Raw genomic sequence first — 16,919 nt, 5'->3', positions numbered from 1 at the left:
GGCCTCAAGCACCACATTGGAGGAATAAGAATGCGGGAGATGTACACCCAGGAGCTCACCCAGCTCGGCAACCAACTTTCACGTATGGCGGGGCAGGTGTCACGAGCTGTTGGCCGCGCCTCACGCGCACTCGATGAGAATGACAGTGCACTGGCAGAACAGACTATCGATGCGGATGAGCGGATTGACGACCTCGCCTACATTATCGATGAGATGTGCACGCAGCTTCTGGCCCTGCAAGCTCCTGTTGCCCGCGATCTGCGACTGATCGTTACCGGCCTGCGCATGACCAAGACGCTAGAGCGCATGGGCGACCTTGCGCGCAACATTGCGGTTATTGCTCGCCAGCAGGCACACACCGACGCACTGCCGCCCGAGATCGCGGAGATTGTTACGAAGATGGGCGAACAGGCGCGAATCGCGGGCGAGAACACTGCGAAGCTGATGGAGGATCCCAACACCGACCTCGCAAATCAAATGCAGACCGATGATGACGTGATGGATGACCTGCACGTGCAGCTCCACCGCATGCTTTTGGATCCCAGCTTTGTGCTCACCCCCGCGCAGATCATTAACTTGACGCTGGTTGGCCGCTATTACGAGCGTTTTGGCGATCACGCCACCAATGTTGGCCGCAATGTCATGTACCTGATCGAGGGTGAACGCTTCCTCACTGACTAGGCTACGTGTCCCTGCTAGTTAGAGGCGCTCCCTACTGTTCTTAGCGCAAAGAAGGGGCGATGACCGTTGCGGTCATCGCCCCTTCTTGTAGTTTGCTTACTTACCCTGCGCGGCTACAGCAGCGATCTTCGCCTCAGCCTCGGGATCAAGGTAGGTGCCGCCCTTCTTGATGGGCTTGAGCGTTTCTTCGTCAAGCTCATAAAGTAGCGGAACGCCGGTGGGGATGTTCACTGCCGAGATGTCCTCGTCGGAAACATCATCAAGGTGCTTCACGATTGCGCGTAGCGAGTTGCCGTGCGCTGCAATCAGAACGGTCTTGCCGCTCTTGATGTCTGGAACAATCTGCTCATCCCAGTACGGAAGCAGACGCTCGAGGACGTCCTTTAGGCACTCGGTTGCCGGAATCGGCTCGCCCGCGTAACGCGGATCGCCATCCTGAGCAAACTCCGAACCAGCCTCGATTGCCGGTGGCGGTACGTCGTAGGAGCGGCGCCACTGCATGAACTGATCCTCGCCGTACTCGTCGCGGATCTCCTTCTTGTTCTTGCCCTGCAGCGCACCGTAGTGACGCTCGTTTAGACGCCAGGAACGCTTAACCGGAATCCAGTGGCGGTCAGCAGCGTCTAGCGCCAGGTTTGCCGTGTAGATTGCGCGGCGAAGTAGGGACGTGTAGAGGATGTCCGGTAGGACACCTTCCTTCTTAAGAAGCTCGCCGCCATGAACGGCCTCTTCCTTACCTAGTTCTGTCAGCGGAACGTCAACCCATCCAGTGAACAGGTTCTTTTCGTTCCAATCGCTTTGCCCGTGACGGAGCAGAATCAGTTTAAAAGCCATGGCTTCATTATCCCATGTCTGGCGATCAATGTCTTTAGGTTAAGCCTGGTTTTGGTCAATAAACTTCCAACTCGTGGTTCGTTTCCCCCTATTTTCCGCCGATTGTTGTGCGTCTTCATTGAGGAAACATTCTTTGGCGAGAAGTTTCGCTCAAATCGGTTTCGACATCGCGTACAGAAGCGGAATGATCGTTTCAACAATCGGTTTAGCAGGCGACTGCGCAATGGGAAGGTGCTGTGGCACCGTGCGTTCGATCCGCGGCGGTGAGGCCGGACCAACCATGCGGCTTCGAGCCTGGCTCTGGTGTTCCTTATAGCTCTCCACTAGGGCATCAACCGCGGCGGCCCTCAAAACAATTCCGATCACCGCGTGAGTGATCACGCGCATCGGCGCTTCGGGTTTACGCCTTGCAGCCTCGAGGATGGTTTCAAGAACTCCCCCCAAAGCGGTTAAAAACTCCTCATTGAGGTCGGCCAGGCGTGCGCCCCATTCTTGATCTCGCACCGAACGGGCCTGCATTTCTGTGTGGAGGGCGTAAAGAGTGCGGTTAACCCCAATCGCGTCCATCGCGTCAAACAACAGGGAGTCGATTTGTGCTGGCTTTGCCGTGTCACCGCTACGCCATTTTTCAACCTGCATGTCAAGGCGCTCAATCAGATCTGCGTACTCGTCTTCCGCGAGCGCCGCGAGCAACGATTCCTTGGTAGAAAAGTTTGAGTAGAACGCGCCCCGGGTAAAACCCGCGCGGCGGCACACGTTATCCAGCGTGAATCCCTCTACCCCCTCGAGGATTATGATCTCGCGCGTTGCATCAATGAGTCGCTGCTGGGTCTCAAACCTGCTGCTCACGCCGCCTCCTCCCTGTCACGTGCGCCTTCAAGATTATATGCGGGTTTGGACAGCCTACCCGGTTTGTGGCGCTAAGTTAGGAAGCTACCGCCCGGGCGGACATGTAAAGGTCTGGGGGCAGCGGGTAGTCAAGCTCCCACGTGATCTGCATCGGCCGCGCCCCTTTGGCTTCAACCAGATGCGCTGGCCCTGCGAATGTGTATGCCGCGCCCTCCCCCAACGCGTCCTTCTTGTGTTCTCTGATGAAGAGGGCGATGTTGGATTCCCCCTCCAGGTACCGCATGCCCGCCTTGGTGTGCGGTCCTGCGCTAGACTGCGATTCCCAGTGAAATAGCGTGGGTGTAAGCGCGAAATCGCGGTACAGAGTGTTAGGTGAATAGTCAGCCTCCGACTTTACAAGTGTCACCAGCAAGGCTTCCGTGTTGGTGTACTCGCAGTACTTAACCCCCTCACGCACGCCGCCGGGCGCCTGGCCTTGAAACTCGTATCCAACGCCGATGCCAGCCAGCAATTCTTCGCGCGTGTACACCGCGCCCACTTTAAGCGGTGACCACAGCCCCATTTCGCCAGCGGGCTGCTGGTATAGCTTCTTCGTACGATCACTAACAGCTACGAATATTTGCCTCAGTTCATCAACGAGGTCCGGTGTGGATCTCAAAACTTGCAAGGCGTAGTCGATGGACGCGATCTTTTTCTCGTCACGTTTACCGCTGGGCCAAAACGAGTACATGAGCATGTGCGCGTAGAACTTTTCGCGCGCCGTCATCGCCTCGTAACGGTAGTGTGGCGTGGAAAGAATCTTGAGGTAGATTTCGATCCGCTCTGGGTCAGACACGTGCGCGAAAGCGCGAAGCCTGCGGCGAACGTCCTCATAAGCATCCGCGGCGAGATCGCTACCCGTGGCCGCCACGTGCAGTAAACGCTTCCACGAAATGGGGCGCTTTCTGAAGTCTTTTCGACTGTAAATGTCTGCAATGTCGCGGTGGGAGTCTTTCAAATAATCCGTGAGTTGGTAGTCCTGCGCGTCAACCCGCGCGGCAAGGGCCGCGTTCCGAATTTCGGCCGGTAGTTTCTGCGTGGATACGTTCAGATTGTTCTTTATTGATTGCAGGACTACCTTCTGCGACTTTTCTTCGAGGAAAATCTGCGATCCGGCAGGCAGATGACTAAAGCCCTTCTCCACAGCTGCCATGAGATTCTTGCGCGACGTACCCGTAAGCACCTGCAACTTAAGGTCGAAGCGGAAGGCCTCGTTTTGGTTACCCACAAAGTCCAAAACAGTTAAGACCGTCTTGTTATTCGACAGCCGCAAGCCGCGGCCTAGTTGCTGCAAGAACACCGTGGGGGATTGGGTTGGCCGTAGCATCAACACCGTGTCTACACTCGGCACGTCAACGCCCTCGTTGAAAATATCTACTGAGCAAATGATCTGAATTTGGCCGCTAGCGAGGGCTCCAAGCGCCTTGTCACGCTCCATAGAGGATTCAGCGGAGGTGACGTACTCGGCTTTGAGGCCAAACTTTCTAAACGAGCGCGCCATGTATTTTGCATGATCAATGTCCACGCAAAAGCAAAGTGCACGCATGCCCTCTAAGTCTAAGATCTTGTCGCGCATGGCCTGCACAATCTGACGCACACGCGCGTCATTGCCGGTCAGGACATTCGACAACTCACTGGTTACGTAGTCACCGCGCACCATTTTTACGCCGGATAAGTCCGTGTCGTCATATTGAATGAAGTAGTGGAAGGGACACAGCAGGCCTTCTTCTAGTGCGTCCCATAGCCTCAGTTCGCTTGCCACACGCCCGTTGAAGAATTCGAGGGCAACGTTCACGCCGTCACCGCGCTCAGGGGTTGCGGTCAGGCCCACCAACTCGCGTGCATTGAAGTGGCGCATCAGGCGCTGATAACTGGCGGCTTGAGCGTGGTGGAATTCGTCGATAATGATGATGTCAAAGAAATCTCGCGGAATTTCGTTCAGCACGTCTGGGCGAAGTGACTGGATAGAGGCGAAAGCGATGTTGTCGTAGCGGTTCAGCGTAGCGTCATTGAGCTGTGCCAGACTGTAGCCATCGGAGGTGGACCAGATGATCTGCCGCGACTTCACTACATCGCGGAAGGTCCTCATGGATTGGTTCAAAATCTCGTTGCGGTGGGCCACAAACAGTGTTCGAGGGGGCCGGCCCAGCTCGCTGGCCATGCGTTCGCGTAGCGCCTTGTAATCGAGCGCCGCCACAACGGTCTTCCCGGTGCCCGTGGCAGCCACAACAAGGTTTTTGTGGCACCCCATCGCTCGTTCATACTCGAGGTCGTCCAGCATGATCTGCTGGTAGGGATAGGGCCGTATGTCGAGTGCGGTGAAGTCAATCTCGGCGTCAGATTTCTGCTCGAAACCACGCCCATCTTGGAGCGCCCGGTCAAGTTTTGCCGCGTCGCGATCTGGATCGTAAATTTCAAACGAGGGCGAGGCCCAGTATGAGTCGAAGGTAGTTTCGAACTTTTCAAATACCGCGGGAGTGTTATTTTTTGCCAGACGCACATTCCATTCCAGGCCGTCCTGCATAGCGGCAGCCGACAGGTTGGAGGAGCCTACGAATGCGGTGTGGTAGCCAGTGTTGCGGTGAATCAGCCAGGCTTTCGCATGCAGGCGCGTGGATTTGGTGTTGTAGTTGATCTTGATTTGAGCGCCGTAATCGCGAACGAGGCGGTCAAGAGCTCTGCGATCTGTAGCCCCCATGTACGTGGTTGTAATGATACGGATAGGAACCCCACGAGCTTTGAGATCAGCGAGTTCTTCAGCAATAGTGCGGATCCCCGTCCATTTAATGAATGCGATGAGGGCATCTACACGGTCCGCAGAACGAAACTCCTTCTTAAGCTCCGTTTGAATAGAGGGGTCATACTCGGCGTTGGTCAGTAGCGCCGCGTCAGTAAGCGGAGTATCGGGCCTCACGGTTTTGTCCGAGTTGTCAAAAACTTTGATTTCCGTAAGTAGCTGCGCTCTGCCGTCCCTCAAGGCAATCGGTTTGTCTGCGCTGTTTCCGCCGTTAATGACCTCCAGAACTCGGTCTGTTAGGAGGAACCTCTCGCGTTGCCCTTTGGTTTTCAAGAGGGAGTTTTCAAATCGTTCCGCTATGTATTTGGATATGACGTAGGGGAAGTCCGCGTTGTCAATGGCTTCACTTACGACGCGCTGTCCATACTTGTGCAGGGCCGCTTCGAGACCGGCGTCAATAATCGTCTCGTATAGGCCGGGCGGCAGGTCGAAAGGCTCGTCCATCAAACACTTCCAGAAAACTACGCAGCTTATTCTTTGCTTTCATATTACGAAAGCGCAGCGCAAATTTTCTGTTGCTTATTCTTCTGGGAGAGCGCACACCGGCAGATGCAAAATGTCGACTCACTAAGCGGTTGCCAGCGCAGCCTGGCCTAGCGGATCGCGTGTTCGGTTTCAGCGTCGAAGAAGAGGATCTCATCTTCCTGTGGCCGCACGTAAACAATGTCGCCAGGCTGGGGGCGCGCCTTGCGGTGAAGCATTACCGCAACTCGTTCAGGAGCGGTAACAACACCGTTTGCATCTACCATTTCGCCGTAGAGGAAAGCTTGTGAGCCCAGGAGTTCAACGTGGCTGGTACGGATCGGAATTCCGCCTTCAGAGGGCGCAACCACATCCCATGCTTCGGGGCGCACGCCAACGATTACCTGCGCTCCGGCGGCCTCGGCGACATTTCGCGGGAGGTGCACATCGTTGCTGCCCAGGAGGGCTCGGCCGTCATCCACGGTCGTGTTGAAAAGAGTGATTGCGGGCGAGCCAATGAATCCGGCAACGAAGGCATTGTTGGGGTTGGAGTAGAGGTGTTCGGGCGTATCAACCTGCTGGAGCTGGCCGTCCCGCATTACGGCAACGCGGTCTCCCATGGTCATGGCTTCCACCTGGTCGTGGGTCACGTACACCGTGGTTACGCCCAGGTTGCGCTGAAGGTTCGCGATCTCGCCGCGCATCGTGACGCGTAGTTTAGCGTCGAGGTTGGATAGTGGCTCGTCCATGCAGAACACGGTAGGTTTGCGCACGATTGCGCGCCCCATGGCCACGCGTTGACGCTGGCCGCCAGATAGCGCGGAGGGTTTACGCTCCAACAGCTCATCGAGTTCTAGCATGCTGGCAGCCCACTGTACGCGTTCTTTAATTTCGCTCTTAGATACCTTCATGTTCTCTAGCGCAAATGCCATGTTTTGCGCCACGGTCATGTTGGGGTACAGAGCGTAAGACTGGAAAACCATGGCGACGTCCCGCGAACGAGGACGCACACCTGTCATGTCTTTATCACCGATAAGGACGCGACCAGACGTGGTGGGCTCCAGGCCTGCAACCATGCGTAACGAGGTGGATTTCCCGCATCCGGAAGGCCCAACCAGTACAACGCATTCGCCGTCTTCTATTTGGAGGTTGAGCGAATCAACTGCGGGCTTGGAGGCGCCAGAGAAGACTCGGGTTGCGGATTCAAAAGTCACACTAGCCACGGTTTGTCCTTCAGTAGTTATCTAACTTGGATCTAGGTCCATATTGTTGGCCTCTTAGGGTGGCCGTGCCCCACTTGCACTCCCCGCTAAGTGGGGCACGGCCGCAGAGCTAAGCTCTGCTTATTGAAGAGGCCAAAATAGTTCGATTTACCAAGCCGCTACTTGAGCTTTGGCTTGATGTCGGAGTCGATGATTCCCTGCTGTTCCTCATCGATTTGCTTGAAGGTCTGCGCAACGTCAGCGCCCTGCGCGATCTTATCTAGCGCTGCACCAATACGCATACCACCACCGGAAACGTAGACGCGTCCTGCATCCTGCTTCTGGGTGAACTCAAGCTGGTCTACAGCGGTCTTGAAGTTCGGGTTCTCCTCGAAGTACTTCTTTGCCTCATCGGTCTCCTTAGCGGAGACGCGTACCGGCATGTAGCCCGTGGACTGCGAGAACTTCACCGTGTTTTCCGTGTTAGTGAGGAAGGCGAGGAACTTAGCTGCGGCTTCCTTCTTCTCAGACTTGGCTGCGATACCAACGCCAGCACCACCGGTAGGACATCCGGGAACACCCTCGGGCGTGGGGAGGAAGGCGGTACCTACGTTGATCTTGCCATCCTCGCTCACACCCTTAAGCGAACCGGTGGATTCGAGCATTGCCGCACCCTGACCGGATACGAACGGAGCGGTGGCTTCCTTAACCGCCTTGAAGTAGCCCTGGTCGAACTGCGACTTAAGGAACTCGCCGGCCTTCACAGATTCCGGCGAAGACATGGACATGGTGTAGTCCTTGGAGTACGCGCCACCCATTGACCAGATCATTCCCTGGAAGTACCAGTCCATGTAGGAGGAACCATCCGGAATCACCAGCGGAGCCACGTTCGGGTTGGCCTGCGCAAGCTTAGGAGCGAACTCGTCGTTCCATTCCTGCCAGGTGTTCGGGCCGCGGTCAGGCAGACCGGCTGCCTGCCACATGTCCTTGTTGTAGTAGAACAGCGGCGTGGAGCGCGCGTAAGGTACGGCAAAGTGCTTGTCGTTTAGCACGTACTCGTCGTAAAGGCTGGGAACGTAGTCAGCGGTGTCTGCCGGGTCCAATAGCTCATCTAGCGGAGCGAGCTGATCGTTCAGCGCGAAGTTGAACCAGGTCACGTCGGATGCAACAACGAGGTCAGGCACCTGTCCACCCGAAAGCGCAGCGTTGAACTTCTGGGCCACTTCCTCATAGTTCTTACCCGCATCGGTCAGCTTAACCTTGATGTCGGGATTCTCAGCCTCGAAAGCTGCGATCATCTCTTCTTCAAGAGCCTTCGAAGATCCGGGGTGGTTTGACCAGAACTCGATGGTGGTAACACCAGCTTGGTCAGCGCCGGAGTTGTCTGCGCCGTTGTCAGTTGGGGCGCTGCCCGTTCCGGCGCAACCTGCAAGGCCAAGCGCGACGGCCGCGAAGCCGGCGATGCCAATGCGTCGAATGTCCATTTTCTACCTTTCAGGTGATTGTTGTTTTGGGATGGATCAGATGTTGGTGGCGCGTTTTGGGATTACCCCTTGACAGCGCCGGATGTTAGCCCCTTGATCATGTTCTTCTGCAGAATCAGGAAGACGATGAGTACGGGGATGACAGCTAGTACGGTTCCGGCCATCACGGGCCCCCAGTTGGTCATACCTTCGTTGTTTTGGAGGAAGGTCAGGCCGATTTGGAGGGGTGCGGTGGACTCGTCGTCCGACATGAGGAACGGCCAGAGGTATTCGTTCCAGTCGTTGACGATGGTGATGAGGGCGAACGCGGACAGCGTGGGCCACGACATCGGAAGCACGATGCGGAACAGAAGTTTCATGGGACGCGCTCCGTCCATTCTTGCCGCCTCAATCACTTCGGTGGGTAGTGACATGAAGTGGTTGCGCATTAGGAATGTGCCAAACGCGGTGCCTGCAAGAGGCATGATTATGCCGATGAAGGTGTTGCGCAGACCCATGGTTGCAATGAGCGAGTAGTTGGAGATGACGGTGATCTGATTAGGCACCATCAAGGACGCGATCACAAACAGGAATATGAGGTTGCGTCCGGGGAATCGAAGAAGCGCAAGGGCGTAAGCTGAGGCGACTCCCAGCGCAATCTTGATGGCCGAGAGAACCGCGGTAATGATGATTGAGTTGCGCAGGTATTTTCCGAACGCGAGGTCACTGCGAACCGTCTCAAAGTTGTCCAGCGTCCACGGGTTAGGCCAGTAATTGGCCGGATGGGTGTAAATATCACCCGGAGTTTTGAACGCAGCAATCACGATCCAGTAGATGGGCACGAGGATGATGGCTAGGGACAGGGCCATGGCCGCGTAGCCAAGGACTTTGAATCCCCAGTGCTGGCCCACGTAGTTGAGTTCTTCGTGAGAGTCACTGTTCTTCTTGTTCTTCCTTCGAAGAGGCATGCGTAGAGCGCTCACTTTTCACCTCGCTGCATGTAACGCACTTGAACCATGGTGACGACCAGCAGGATGAGGAACAGGATGGTTGCAACGGTTGCGCCGTATCCTGCACGAGAATTCACAAATGTTTCTTGGTAAACCTGGTAGACCATCGTGGTCGTTCCAGTGCCCTGCGGGCCACCCCGAGTCATCACGTTGATAATGTCGAAGACCTGCATCGAGTTGAGTAGCACGGTGATTGACAGAAAGAACGTTGTGGGGCGCAGTTGGGGCAGAAGCACGCGGGTGAGGCGCCTCCACGCAGAGGTTCCATCGATTTCTGCCGCTTCGTCCAAGTCTTTGCGCCGGCCTTGCAGGGCAGCAAGGTAGATTACGAAGCTGTAACCCAAGTTCTTCCAAATGTAAGTCAAGGTCACCATAAAGAGGGCCCAGCCGGGCCGTTGGTAAAAGTCCGGTGACTGGCTTCCTAGGCGAATAAAAACGTCTGCAATGAGGCCGAAGCTGGGGTCGAACACGAACTGGAAGGCAACGCCGATTGCAGCTCCAGAGATGATGTATGGCGCAAACACTACCGAGCGAACAAAATTTCGACCCTTTAGCTTTTGGTCGAGCACAAGGGCAAGGCCCAGGCCCAGTAGTAACGATCCGATCACGGTTGCCGCTGTGAAGACTACGGTGTTGGTGACCACTGTCCAAGTATTTGGATGGCTCCACCATTCTTTGTAGTTAGCAAATCCGATATATTCCGCAGTCGGTGAGGAGATGTTCCAGTTGGTGAACGATAGGCGGATATTATCGGCAAGGGGACGGTAGGTGAATACCGCGAGGAAAATCAGATTGGGAACAAGCAAGATTGCTGCTAGCCACCACTCGTTCCGGTCAGGCCGGTCTGAGCGTTTTTGCAGCGTGTCACGCCGTTCTTTGGCAGACGTAATCGACCACATGCGTGAAACTGTAGGGAGGCAAAGTTAACGGCAGGTGTCGCGGCCAGGAACGATCCGTGTCGGACAAGTGAGCCCCAGGCCACTAAATTTAGAGAAGCCGTAAAACGCGCGGATTCCAGTGTTGCCGCACCGAATTACTTGTTAAGTTTTGCCTCGCGCAATCGTGGTTTTACATGACGAAACCTCCGCTTTCGCGGAGGTTTCGTTTCTGTGCGATCTTAAACTAGTTGCGCGCCCTCAGCCAATGACTTCAACTTCGCCCACGCGATCGAGGGATGAATACGTCCCCCGAAGCCGCAGTCCGTGGATGCCACCACCCGATCTGGGCCAACGATGTCCACGAATCTGGAAATGCGTTGAGCTACCAGCTCAGGGTGTTCCACAACGTTCGTAGAGTGACTGACAACGCCAGGAACCAAAACCAGGTTCGAAGGCAGGTCGACTTCACGCCAAACCGTCCACTCATGTTCGTGGCGCGCATTGGCTCCCTCGAACGAAATGTATTTGGCGTTGACGGTCAAAACGTTGTCCACGATTTCCTTCAACGGAATATCCGTGGTGTGCGGCCCATGCCAAGAACCCCAGCAAAGATGCAGGCGCACCAGATCAGGATCAATCCCATCCAGCGCGGTATTAATCGCATCAACACGCACCTGGATATAACGCCTGTAGTCATCAAAACTGGGCGCAGGATTGATCTGATCCCATGACTCCGCCAGTGACGGATCATCGATCTGCACGGTGAGGCCCGCGTCCGTAATGGCGCGGTACTCTTCGCGAAGGGCTTGCGCCCACGCCTGCACGACCTCTTCATCATTGTCGTAGAAGGCGTTAGACAGCCGGGCTGCCGAGCCGGGAGAAACCGCAGCTATAAACCCGTCTTTGCGATCAATTCCGTTAGCCTCAAGAGCACTGACCAGCGCATCAATATCCTGCTTTACAGCGTCATGACCGATGTACTCGATCGGCCCTGTAATAACGGGGAAATTTTGCTTTGTCTGTTCCTCTTCAGAGAGCTGTTTCACGCCTGGCATTACCGCAGCTTCCGGATCGGAATAAACGTCTTTGAACTTCACCCAATCTCGACGCTGCTCGAACTCCACCAAACGGATGTTTGATCCGGGTGCAGGCGGCGCAAGCGGATACTCTTTGTCAGTCATTTCGAGCCCCGCAAAACGCGAGAACGAGTAGTACCACCACGGACCGAAATCGAGTTTTTCAGTCATTACGTGGCCGTACTCACCGTCATTAACCCAGTCAATTCCGATCTCTTGTTGCCTTGCAACAACATCATTTACCGAAGACTGAAGGATCTGGGCGAACATGGTCTCTCCCATTTCCTTTCTCCTCAAATTTGCGTTGAGCAGTTCTTCGGTACGCGGCAGGGAGCCGACATGGGTGGTACGAATCGCCATCTTTCCTCCTTCAACAGTAAATCGACGATGGTGCTTTTCAAGATAACAATTTTGGGAAGAAAGAGTTCAGGGCCGTCACAATCCGGTCACGCAAGTGGACAGAGTGCCACGATGTGCTAAAGACGCGTTAACAAAAAGCCCCCGCTTTCGCGGGGGCCAGCTCAGAGCCGCCTGTGGGAATCGAACCCACGACCTATTCATTACAAGTTGGACACAAGAACCCACTCATTCTCGGCATCGTATCTGCATTGACCCTGCCCTTCGCTTTTCTTTTTGCCCGTATTGCCGGCAACTATGGCAATGATGGCAACTATGGCAATGCCGGCAATGATGGCAATGCCAGCAATGCCCGGAACTGCAGCGATTGGGCATGTTTATCAGCCTTAATGACCGAAACTTTAGTCATGCTCAAAACTGTTATTCCCTTCGAACAACTAGCACGACTATGGACTGTAGAAATGTCCGCACGTTCCCTATCGCCCAGGACGATTGATGAACGATTGCGAGTGGTAGACCAATTCACTCGACAAACGGGAGTGAACGCCCAAGTAGCCAATTTCGAGGACATTACATTGTGGCTTTCCGCGCTGCCATCTGCGATCACGCGCCATACGTACTACGTGCATCTGCGCGCGTTCTACCAATGGCTAGTGATTAGCGATCACCGTGAGGATAATCCTATGTCCCGTGTAGCGTCACCCAAGCGTCCCAAGTATCAACCGCGCCCCATCACGGATGAACAACTCCGAACAGTTCTCGCGTCACCTCTGCGTAACGCAACGCGCACCCGCATCATGCTAGCTGCCTTTGCCGGGCTACGAGTCCACGAGATAGCAAAGATACGCGGACAAGACCTCGATCACGCAACCGGAATGATAACCGTGGTTGGAAAAGGCGATAAAACCGCCACACTGCCGGTACATCCCATCATCTTGCATGAGGCCGAGCAATATCCTCTACGAGGTTGGTGGTTCCCCTCCCCCACGTGCCCTAACACGCATGTAGAACGAAGAGCCGTAGGCTCAAGCATCTCTAACGCCTTCGCGCGAGTGGGAATCACAATGACTTCCCACCAGCTACGCCACTATTTCGCCACGGCACTACTCGAAGCAGGAGTAGACGCGCGCGTAGTTCAAACCCTTATGCGCCACGAAAACCTACAAACAACCGCGCTATACATGAACGTTTCAGTACGCCTACAACGCCAAGCTCTAGACCTACTACCAAACGTATTCAACAACTATTTGTTCTAACTGCCAGCAATGCCGGCATTGCTGGCAACTATGGCAATGCCAGCAACTAATAGACCTCTACACCCAAGGAGAAAGCCATGCTTACCATCTCGCTTTGTAACCAAAAAGGTGGGGTAGGTAAATCCACTACCACCTACCACCTAGCCCGCGCCGCCGTTCTCGAAGGCATGCGCGTGCTAATCATAGACCTCGACCCGCAAGGCAACATCACCAGTAGCCTCGCAAGCCAACCAGTAGACGAGGACGCTGCAGGGTTGGCCGACGTGCTCTCCAGCCGCACCCAACTACCCATAAGCGAAGTCACCGTACCTGGCCTATGGGACGGGGTAGACCTAGTGCCCACCACGGGCGAGGCCCTACCAGTAATAAGAGACGAGCTAGTAGTAGCAGGAGCCGGACGCGAAAGCAGACTACGCGCCGCCCTGGACACAATCAGCCACGACTACGACTTGTGCCTCATCGACTGCCCGCCATCACTCGATCAACTCACCATTAACGGCTTAACCGCCACTGACATAGCCCTCATAGTCACACACTCCAAACTCTGGAGCGCTAACGGACTAGCCCGACTACTCAGCTCCATCGACCAGATACGCATCTACTACAACCCGGAACTAACAATCGGGGGAATCATCATTAACCAACACGAAGCCCGCACCACAAGTGGTGGACATTGGATGAACGAGCTAACCAACGAAGTAGAACAACGCGGACTAACAATCTTCAACCCGCCCATCCCTAAGCGAGTAGCAATCGCAGACAGTGTGGAAGCCAGCAAGCCATTAGAACAATGGCCCACACAAGAAGCAGCGGAACTAGCCGATATCTACACCCAATATCTACACGCAATCCAAAACCACCAGGCAGGCAAGCAATGAGTCGAGTCAGTAACAAACAAGTCTTAGCCTCATACAACCAGGCAAGTCTTGAAGATAAAGAAATCTACCTTAAGTTGCTTTACAACGACACGGTAAGAACATCTAACTTCCTCCAATACTGGATCGGACCAGAACGAATGTTAGCGGGGTGTTACACGTGGCGGGAACAAGTCAAACAAGTGCTAGACACGAAAGACTTTGAGCAAATACTCCAACTGGAAACCCGCCTATCAGAAACCGCGCAAGCCATAAACAGGCTACGCAAACACATGCAAAAACTCGCAGAAAGACAAGCCAATGACTAAGCCACAACCCAGGCGCAGCGCCCTAGCCGGACAAAGCGTAATCGGACAGACCGCAACGCAACCGCAAGGCAACAAGTCCACACCAACACCGCAGAAAGAGCGTAACCAAAAGATCACTGTGCGCGTAGATGCAACAGTGGCAGACGAAGCACGCGGACTATTCATAGCCGACCTAGCCAACGATGGACCAACCACATGGAGCAAATGGGTGGAACAAGCCCTAATCGCCTACAACAAGCAAGTCCGAACAAGACTACAAACACCAGTCCCACCGCGCGAGATCGGCACCCTACCAGTCGGACCACGCGGACCAATCAACTAGACTCAACACCAGCAAGTAAAGGAAAACATCATGAGCACGAACCAGCCCAGCACTCCACCACAAGAAACAACCGAGCAAGCCTTGGCGGTCAAACCGGTTTGGTATAAGCGCCCGCCCATTATTGCCGCTATCGCAGTAGCGCTAATCGCCGTGCTAGTAGCGGTTGGGTTGGCATGGAAAACCCAGGCAGATACTAAGAACGCGCGCGAGCAATACCAAACAGCCCAAGCGAGCTACCAGCAAACCCTCACCGAACTAGACCAGACCAAGACGCAAGCGGCGGGCCTTATCGAACTCGCAGCGCAGCGCGCAAAAGACACGGACACTAAGGCCCTTGCCGAAGCGGTAGAAGAAGCAGACAACCTCAAAGGCATTGAGACAAAGGACGCATCCACGCTAGGACGCGAAAAAGCCAAGGAAGCCACAAACGCGGTTAAGAGCGCGCAAGAGCAGGCTCAAAACGTGCTCGACAAGCTCACCGGCTCGTTCAAGGACGTGCGCGAAGAAGTCGCAGGCAAAGCTACTAGCGAGTTTGACCAGGCAGTGAAAACCCTTAACGAGGCAATCGAGCAGGCCGGTAAAGCTAACCGTGAAGGCGTAGAAAAGAGCGTGACCGACAAGCTAGACGCTGCTCTGAAAGAAGCTAAAGCAATCGACCCGGCCAAGCCAGAAACACTAGAAGCCGTGGCCGACATTGAAGCCGCGTTTACTCGCGCTGACGAGGCAAGTAAGAGTGCTAAAACCTTGAACGAAGCAACCAAGGCCGTAAATGACGCAGCGAAAGCCAAGGCAGAAGCCCAGCAGGCACAACAAGAGCAAAGCTCAAGTGGTTACGAACAAGCATACGACGGCGGCTACAGTGGCAATGACTACAGCGGCGAGGGCTACAGTGGCGGCGGTTACAGTGACTGGAACACTGGCGGCAATAGTAGCTCCGGTAGCACAGACGTGTGCGGGGGCGGCCCGTACTGCTACAACCCAAACTTCCCCGAATGGATCCAATCTGACCAGGACGGAAGCTGGCACCACCAGGTGCAACCCGATGAAGACGGGAAATGGACGAACGATCACGGATGTATAGCTGGATGTAACTAGCACCTTGCGAATCGGCTTTCATAGGGTGGGCACCCAATCGGGTGCCCACCCTACTTTGTGCGCGCACACTCTACGTAATAGGTGAAGGGCTTTCGAGCCTTTTAATGATCGATCATTAAACCTATTTGAAAGTGGAGTAGTAATGAGTATTCCTATAACCACGCAAGCTCAAGGCGCACCTAGCGCCCGTAAGGGAGGACTGGCCTACCGGCTAGCTCTGGCCTTTACAGCGCTTGCTCTTGTCTTTGCGGGCTCTCTAAATGCCCTACCTGCTCAAGCGGCAGGCTCTTGGGTGCGAGGCGTGCCTATTGGCGGAAGTGTTGGATGGCTTGGCACTTGGATTCCTTACCAAGGCCAGCCTGTGCCTGGTCTTTGTATCCAGGCCGACGCGGTAAACCCTTCGGCGGCGGTTGCCGCCACTCCGGGAGAACTGACTAGCCAGCCCAGTCTTAACCGTCCGGGCGATCTGAGTGTGAACATTGCTCAGATGGCTTACATCATGAAGAAGTGGACTCCGAAATCCCTAGAGTATTCCGATACTGACGTGGACGCGGCGGCTACTGGCTTCCTTGCACACGTGAACTTTGAAAACTCACAGTTCGGGGCGGCTGCCTCTCAGCAGAACGTGAATGAGTTGCTCCAGCTAGCGCCCGCTAACGTGCAAAACCGCGCCCGCCAGATGGTTGCGGAAGCCAAGGCTAAGAGCATTGTTGATTGGAAGGCAGGCGAACCTGAAACCACCGACCACATGTATGGTACGTTCAACGGAATTCAGGTACTCAACTCAAGTAACTCGCCTGTAGCTGGCTATCCGTTCGTTGCTAAGCTCACGGGTCCGGCCGTATTCGATGCAACTGGCACGGATACTTACACTGGCACGACGGCCAATACTCCGGTCAACGGAATCAAGTGGCACTCAACCGGCAATGGTTCAGTATTCGCAAAGGTTACTTATAGCAACGTTCCTGCGCCTGTTCTTGGTAAAGCATCACCTGGTGGTGGTAACCAGGATGTGATTTTCGATATTGAGAAGCTCACTGCTAAGACTGTTCAGTCTCCGACGTGGGATGTCATCTTCGACTTCCGCCCACAAGGCGTGTCCAATGTGGATACCGCTAAGGTCATCGACAGTGGCGCTGAACTAACTGACACGTTCACTCCAAACGCTGACCCGAACTACGGGGACGGCAAGTGGCTCAACATTGATGGCACTGACGTGCCCGTGAACTACCGTGCAAGCGTCTACTACGTCTCCGAACTAGCTCCGGGAGAACAGAGCGATACCGTGCCAGAAGGCGCAGAGCTAATCAAGTCCGTCACCGTCAAGGCAGAAGGACCCGAAACGGTGATTACCGCTAACGCGGGCGCAGCACCCAAGGAAGGCTTCTACACGTGGGTGTGGGAAGTAAAGGCCG

14 protein-coding genes and 1 pseudogene are annotated in these 16,919 nt (G+C 55.0%); 7 read left to right on the top strand and 8 right to left on the bottom strand.

What is annotated here, in order from left to right; all coding sequences use genetic code 11:
- The first annotated feature begins 30 nt into the window (after positions 1–30).
- Positions 31–681 (top strand): phosphate signaling complex protein PhoU, encoded by a 651-nt coding sequence (phoU, locus tag HMPREF2891_RS00315; RefSeq protein ID WP_034508788.1) that lies wholly within the window; start codon positions 31–33, stop codon positions 679–681.
- A gap of 96 nt (positions 682–777) precedes the next feature.
- Here phoU and HMPREF2891_RS00310 read toward each other — a convergent pair whose 3' ends face one another.
- From HMPREF2891_RS00310 to HMPREF2891_RS00275, 8 genes are all read right to left on the bottom strand, one after another.
- On the bottom strand, positions 778–1,515 hold the full coding sequence (locus tag HMPREF2891_RS00310; RefSeq protein WP_034508785.1) for a phosphoglyceromutase: 738 nt from the start codon (positions 1,513–1,515) through the stop codon (positions 778–780).
- 150 nt (positions 1,516–1,665) lie between these two features.
- Positions 1,666–2,364 carry a TetR/AcrR family transcriptional regulator gene (locus HMPREF2891_RS00305; protein ID WP_070663458.1) on the bottom strand — a complete coding sequence of 233 codons (699 nt, stop codon included), beginning with the start codon at positions 2,362–2,364 and terminating at the stop codon, positions 1,666–1,668.
- Between the two features lie 76 nt (positions 2,365–2,440).
- Complete coding sequence (locus tag HMPREF2891_RS00300) at positions 2,441–5,644, bottom strand: DEAD/DEAH box helicase (protein ID WP_083311158.1); 3,204 nt, start codon at positions 5,642–5,644, stop codon at positions 2,441–2,443.
- Between the two features lie 149 nt (positions 5,645–5,793).
- The gene (locus HMPREF2891_RS00295) at positions 5,794–6,885 is read right to left on the bottom strand and encodes an ABC transporter ATP-binding protein (protein ID WP_070663457.1); all 1,092 of its coding nucleotides are present in this window, start codon (positions 6,883–6,885) and stop codon (positions 5,794–5,796) included.
- 158 nt (positions 6,886–7,043) lie between these two features.
- The gene (locus tag HMPREF2891_RS00290) at positions 7,044–8,348 is read right to left on the bottom strand and encodes an ABC transporter substrate-binding protein (RefSeq protein ID WP_070663456.1); all 1,305 of its coding nucleotides are present in this window, start codon (positions 8,346–8,348) and stop codon (positions 7,044–7,046) included.
- Between the two features lie 62 nt (positions 8,349–8,410).
- On the bottom strand, positions 8,411–9,295 hold the full coding sequence (locus HMPREF2891_RS00285; RefSeq protein ID WP_083311172.1) for a carbohydrate ABC transporter permease: 885 nt from the start codon (positions 9,293–9,295) through the stop codon (positions 8,411–8,413).
- Positions 9,296–9,306: 11 nt separating this feature from the next.
- Positions 9,307–10,236, bottom strand: a complete 930-nt coding sequence (locus HMPREF2891_RS00280) for a carbohydrate ABC transporter permease (protein ID WP_070663455.1) — start codon at positions 10,234–10,236, stop codon at positions 9,307–9,309.
- Positions 10,237–10,454: 218 nt separating this feature from the next.
- Entirely contained in the window at positions 10,455–11,651 is a 1,197-nt protein-coding gene (locus HMPREF2891_RS00275; protein ID WP_070663454.1) for a cobalamin-independent methionine synthase II family protein, read from the bottom strand.
- A 680-nt stretch (positions 11,652–12,331) separates the two neighbouring features.
- On the opposite strand from HMPREF2891_RS00275, the gene HMPREF2891_RS00270 reads away from it, so the two are divergent.
- From HMPREF2891_RS00270 to HMPREF2891_RS00250, 6 genes and pseudogenes are all read left to right on the top strand, one after another.
- On the top strand, positions 12,332–12,904 hold the full coding sequence (locus tag HMPREF2891_RS00270) for a tyrosine-type recombinase/integrase (protein ID WP_186822267.1): 573 nt from the start codon (positions 12,332–12,334) through the stop codon (positions 12,902–12,904).
- A 77-nt stretch (positions 12,905–12,981) separates the two neighbouring features.
- On the top strand, positions 12,982–13,782 hold the full coding sequence (locus tag HMPREF2891_RS00265; protein WP_070663452.1) for a ParA family protein: 801 nt from the start codon (positions 12,982–12,984) through the stop codon (positions 13,780–13,782).
- A complete protein-coding gene (locus HMPREF2891_RS00260; RefSeq protein ID WP_070663451.1) occupies positions 13,779–14,087 on the top strand; it encodes a hypothetical protein in 309 nt (102 codons plus the stop codon). The genes HMPREF2891_RS00265 and HMPREF2891_RS00260 overlap by 4 nt, the downstream gene beginning before the upstream one ends.
- On the top strand, positions 14,080–14,409 hold the full coding sequence (locus tag HMPREF2891_RS09495) for a hypothetical protein (protein WP_148131679.1): 330 nt from the start codon (positions 14,080–14,082) through the stop codon (positions 14,407–14,409). Before HMPREF2891_RS00260 ends, HMPREF2891_RS09495 begins: the two co-directional genes overlap by 8 nt.
- Before the next feature lie 30 nt (positions 14,410–14,439).
- On the top strand, positions 14,440–15,504 hold the full coding sequence (locus tag HMPREF2891_RS00255) for a hypothetical protein (protein WP_070663450.1): 1,065 nt from the start codon (positions 14,440–14,442) through the stop codon (positions 15,502–15,504).
- Positions 15,505–15,646: 142 nt separating this feature from the next.
- Positions 15,647–16,919 (top strand): annotated as a pseudogene (locus tag HMPREF2891_RS00250) (hypothetical protein); the annotation flags it as partial.

It is taken from the genome of Actinomyces sp. HMSC065F11 (genome assembly GCF_001813085.1).
Classification (GTDB): domain Bacteria; phylum Actinomycetota; class Actinomycetes; order Actinomycetales; family Actinomycetaceae; genus Gleimia; species Gleimia europaea.
This window is presented reverse-complemented; position numbering and strand designations above follow the sequence as displayed.

Coding starts and splice junctions, on each gene's coding strand:
- phoU (WP_034508788.1), top strand. CDS start 31: ATGCGGGAGATGTACACCCAGGAGCTCACCCAGCTCGGCAACCAACTT.
- HMPREF2891_RS00310 (WP_034508785.1), bottom strand. CDS start 1,515: ATGGCTTTTAAACTGATTCTGCTCCGTCACGGGCAAAGCGATTGGAAC.
- HMPREF2891_RS00300 (WP_083311158.1), bottom strand. CDS start 5,644: ATGGACGAGCCTTTCGACCTGCCGCCCGGCCTATACGAGACGATTATT.
- HMPREF2891_RS00290 (WP_070663456.1), bottom strand. CDS start 8,348: ATGGACATTCGACGCATTGGCATCGCCGGCTTCGCGGCCGTCGCGCTT.
- HMPREF2891_RS00285 (WP_083311172.1), bottom strand. CDS start 9,295: ATGCCTCTTCGAAGGAAGAACAAGAAGAACAGTGACTCTCACGAAGAA.
- HMPREF2891_RS00280 (WP_070663455.1), bottom strand. CDS start 10,236: ATGTGGTCGATTACGTCTGCCAAAGAACGGCGTGACACGCTGCAAAAA.
- HMPREF2891_RS00275 (WP_070663454.1), bottom strand. CDS start 11,651: ATGGCGATTCGTACCACCCATGTCGGCTCCCTGCCGCGTACCGAAGAA.
- HMPREF2891_RS00270 (WP_186822267.1), top strand. CDS start 12,332: ATGTCCCGTGTAGCGTCACCCAAGCGTCCCAAGTATCAACCGCGCCCC.
- HMPREF2891_RS00265 (WP_070663452.1), top strand. CDS start 12,982: ATGCTTACCATCTCGCTTTGTAACCAAAAAGGTGGGGTAGGTAAATCC.
- HMPREF2891_RS00260 (WP_070663451.1), top strand. CDS start 13,779: ATGAGTCGAGTCAGTAACAAACAAGTCTTAGCCTCATACAACCAGGCA.
- HMPREF2891_RS09495 (WP_148131679.1), top strand. CDS start 14,080: ATGACTAAGCCACAACCCAGGCGCAGCGCCCTAGCCGGACAAAGCGTA.
- HMPREF2891_RS00255 (WP_070663450.1), top strand. CDS start 14,440: ATGAGCACGAACCAGCCCAGCACTCCACCACAAGAAACAACCGAGCAA.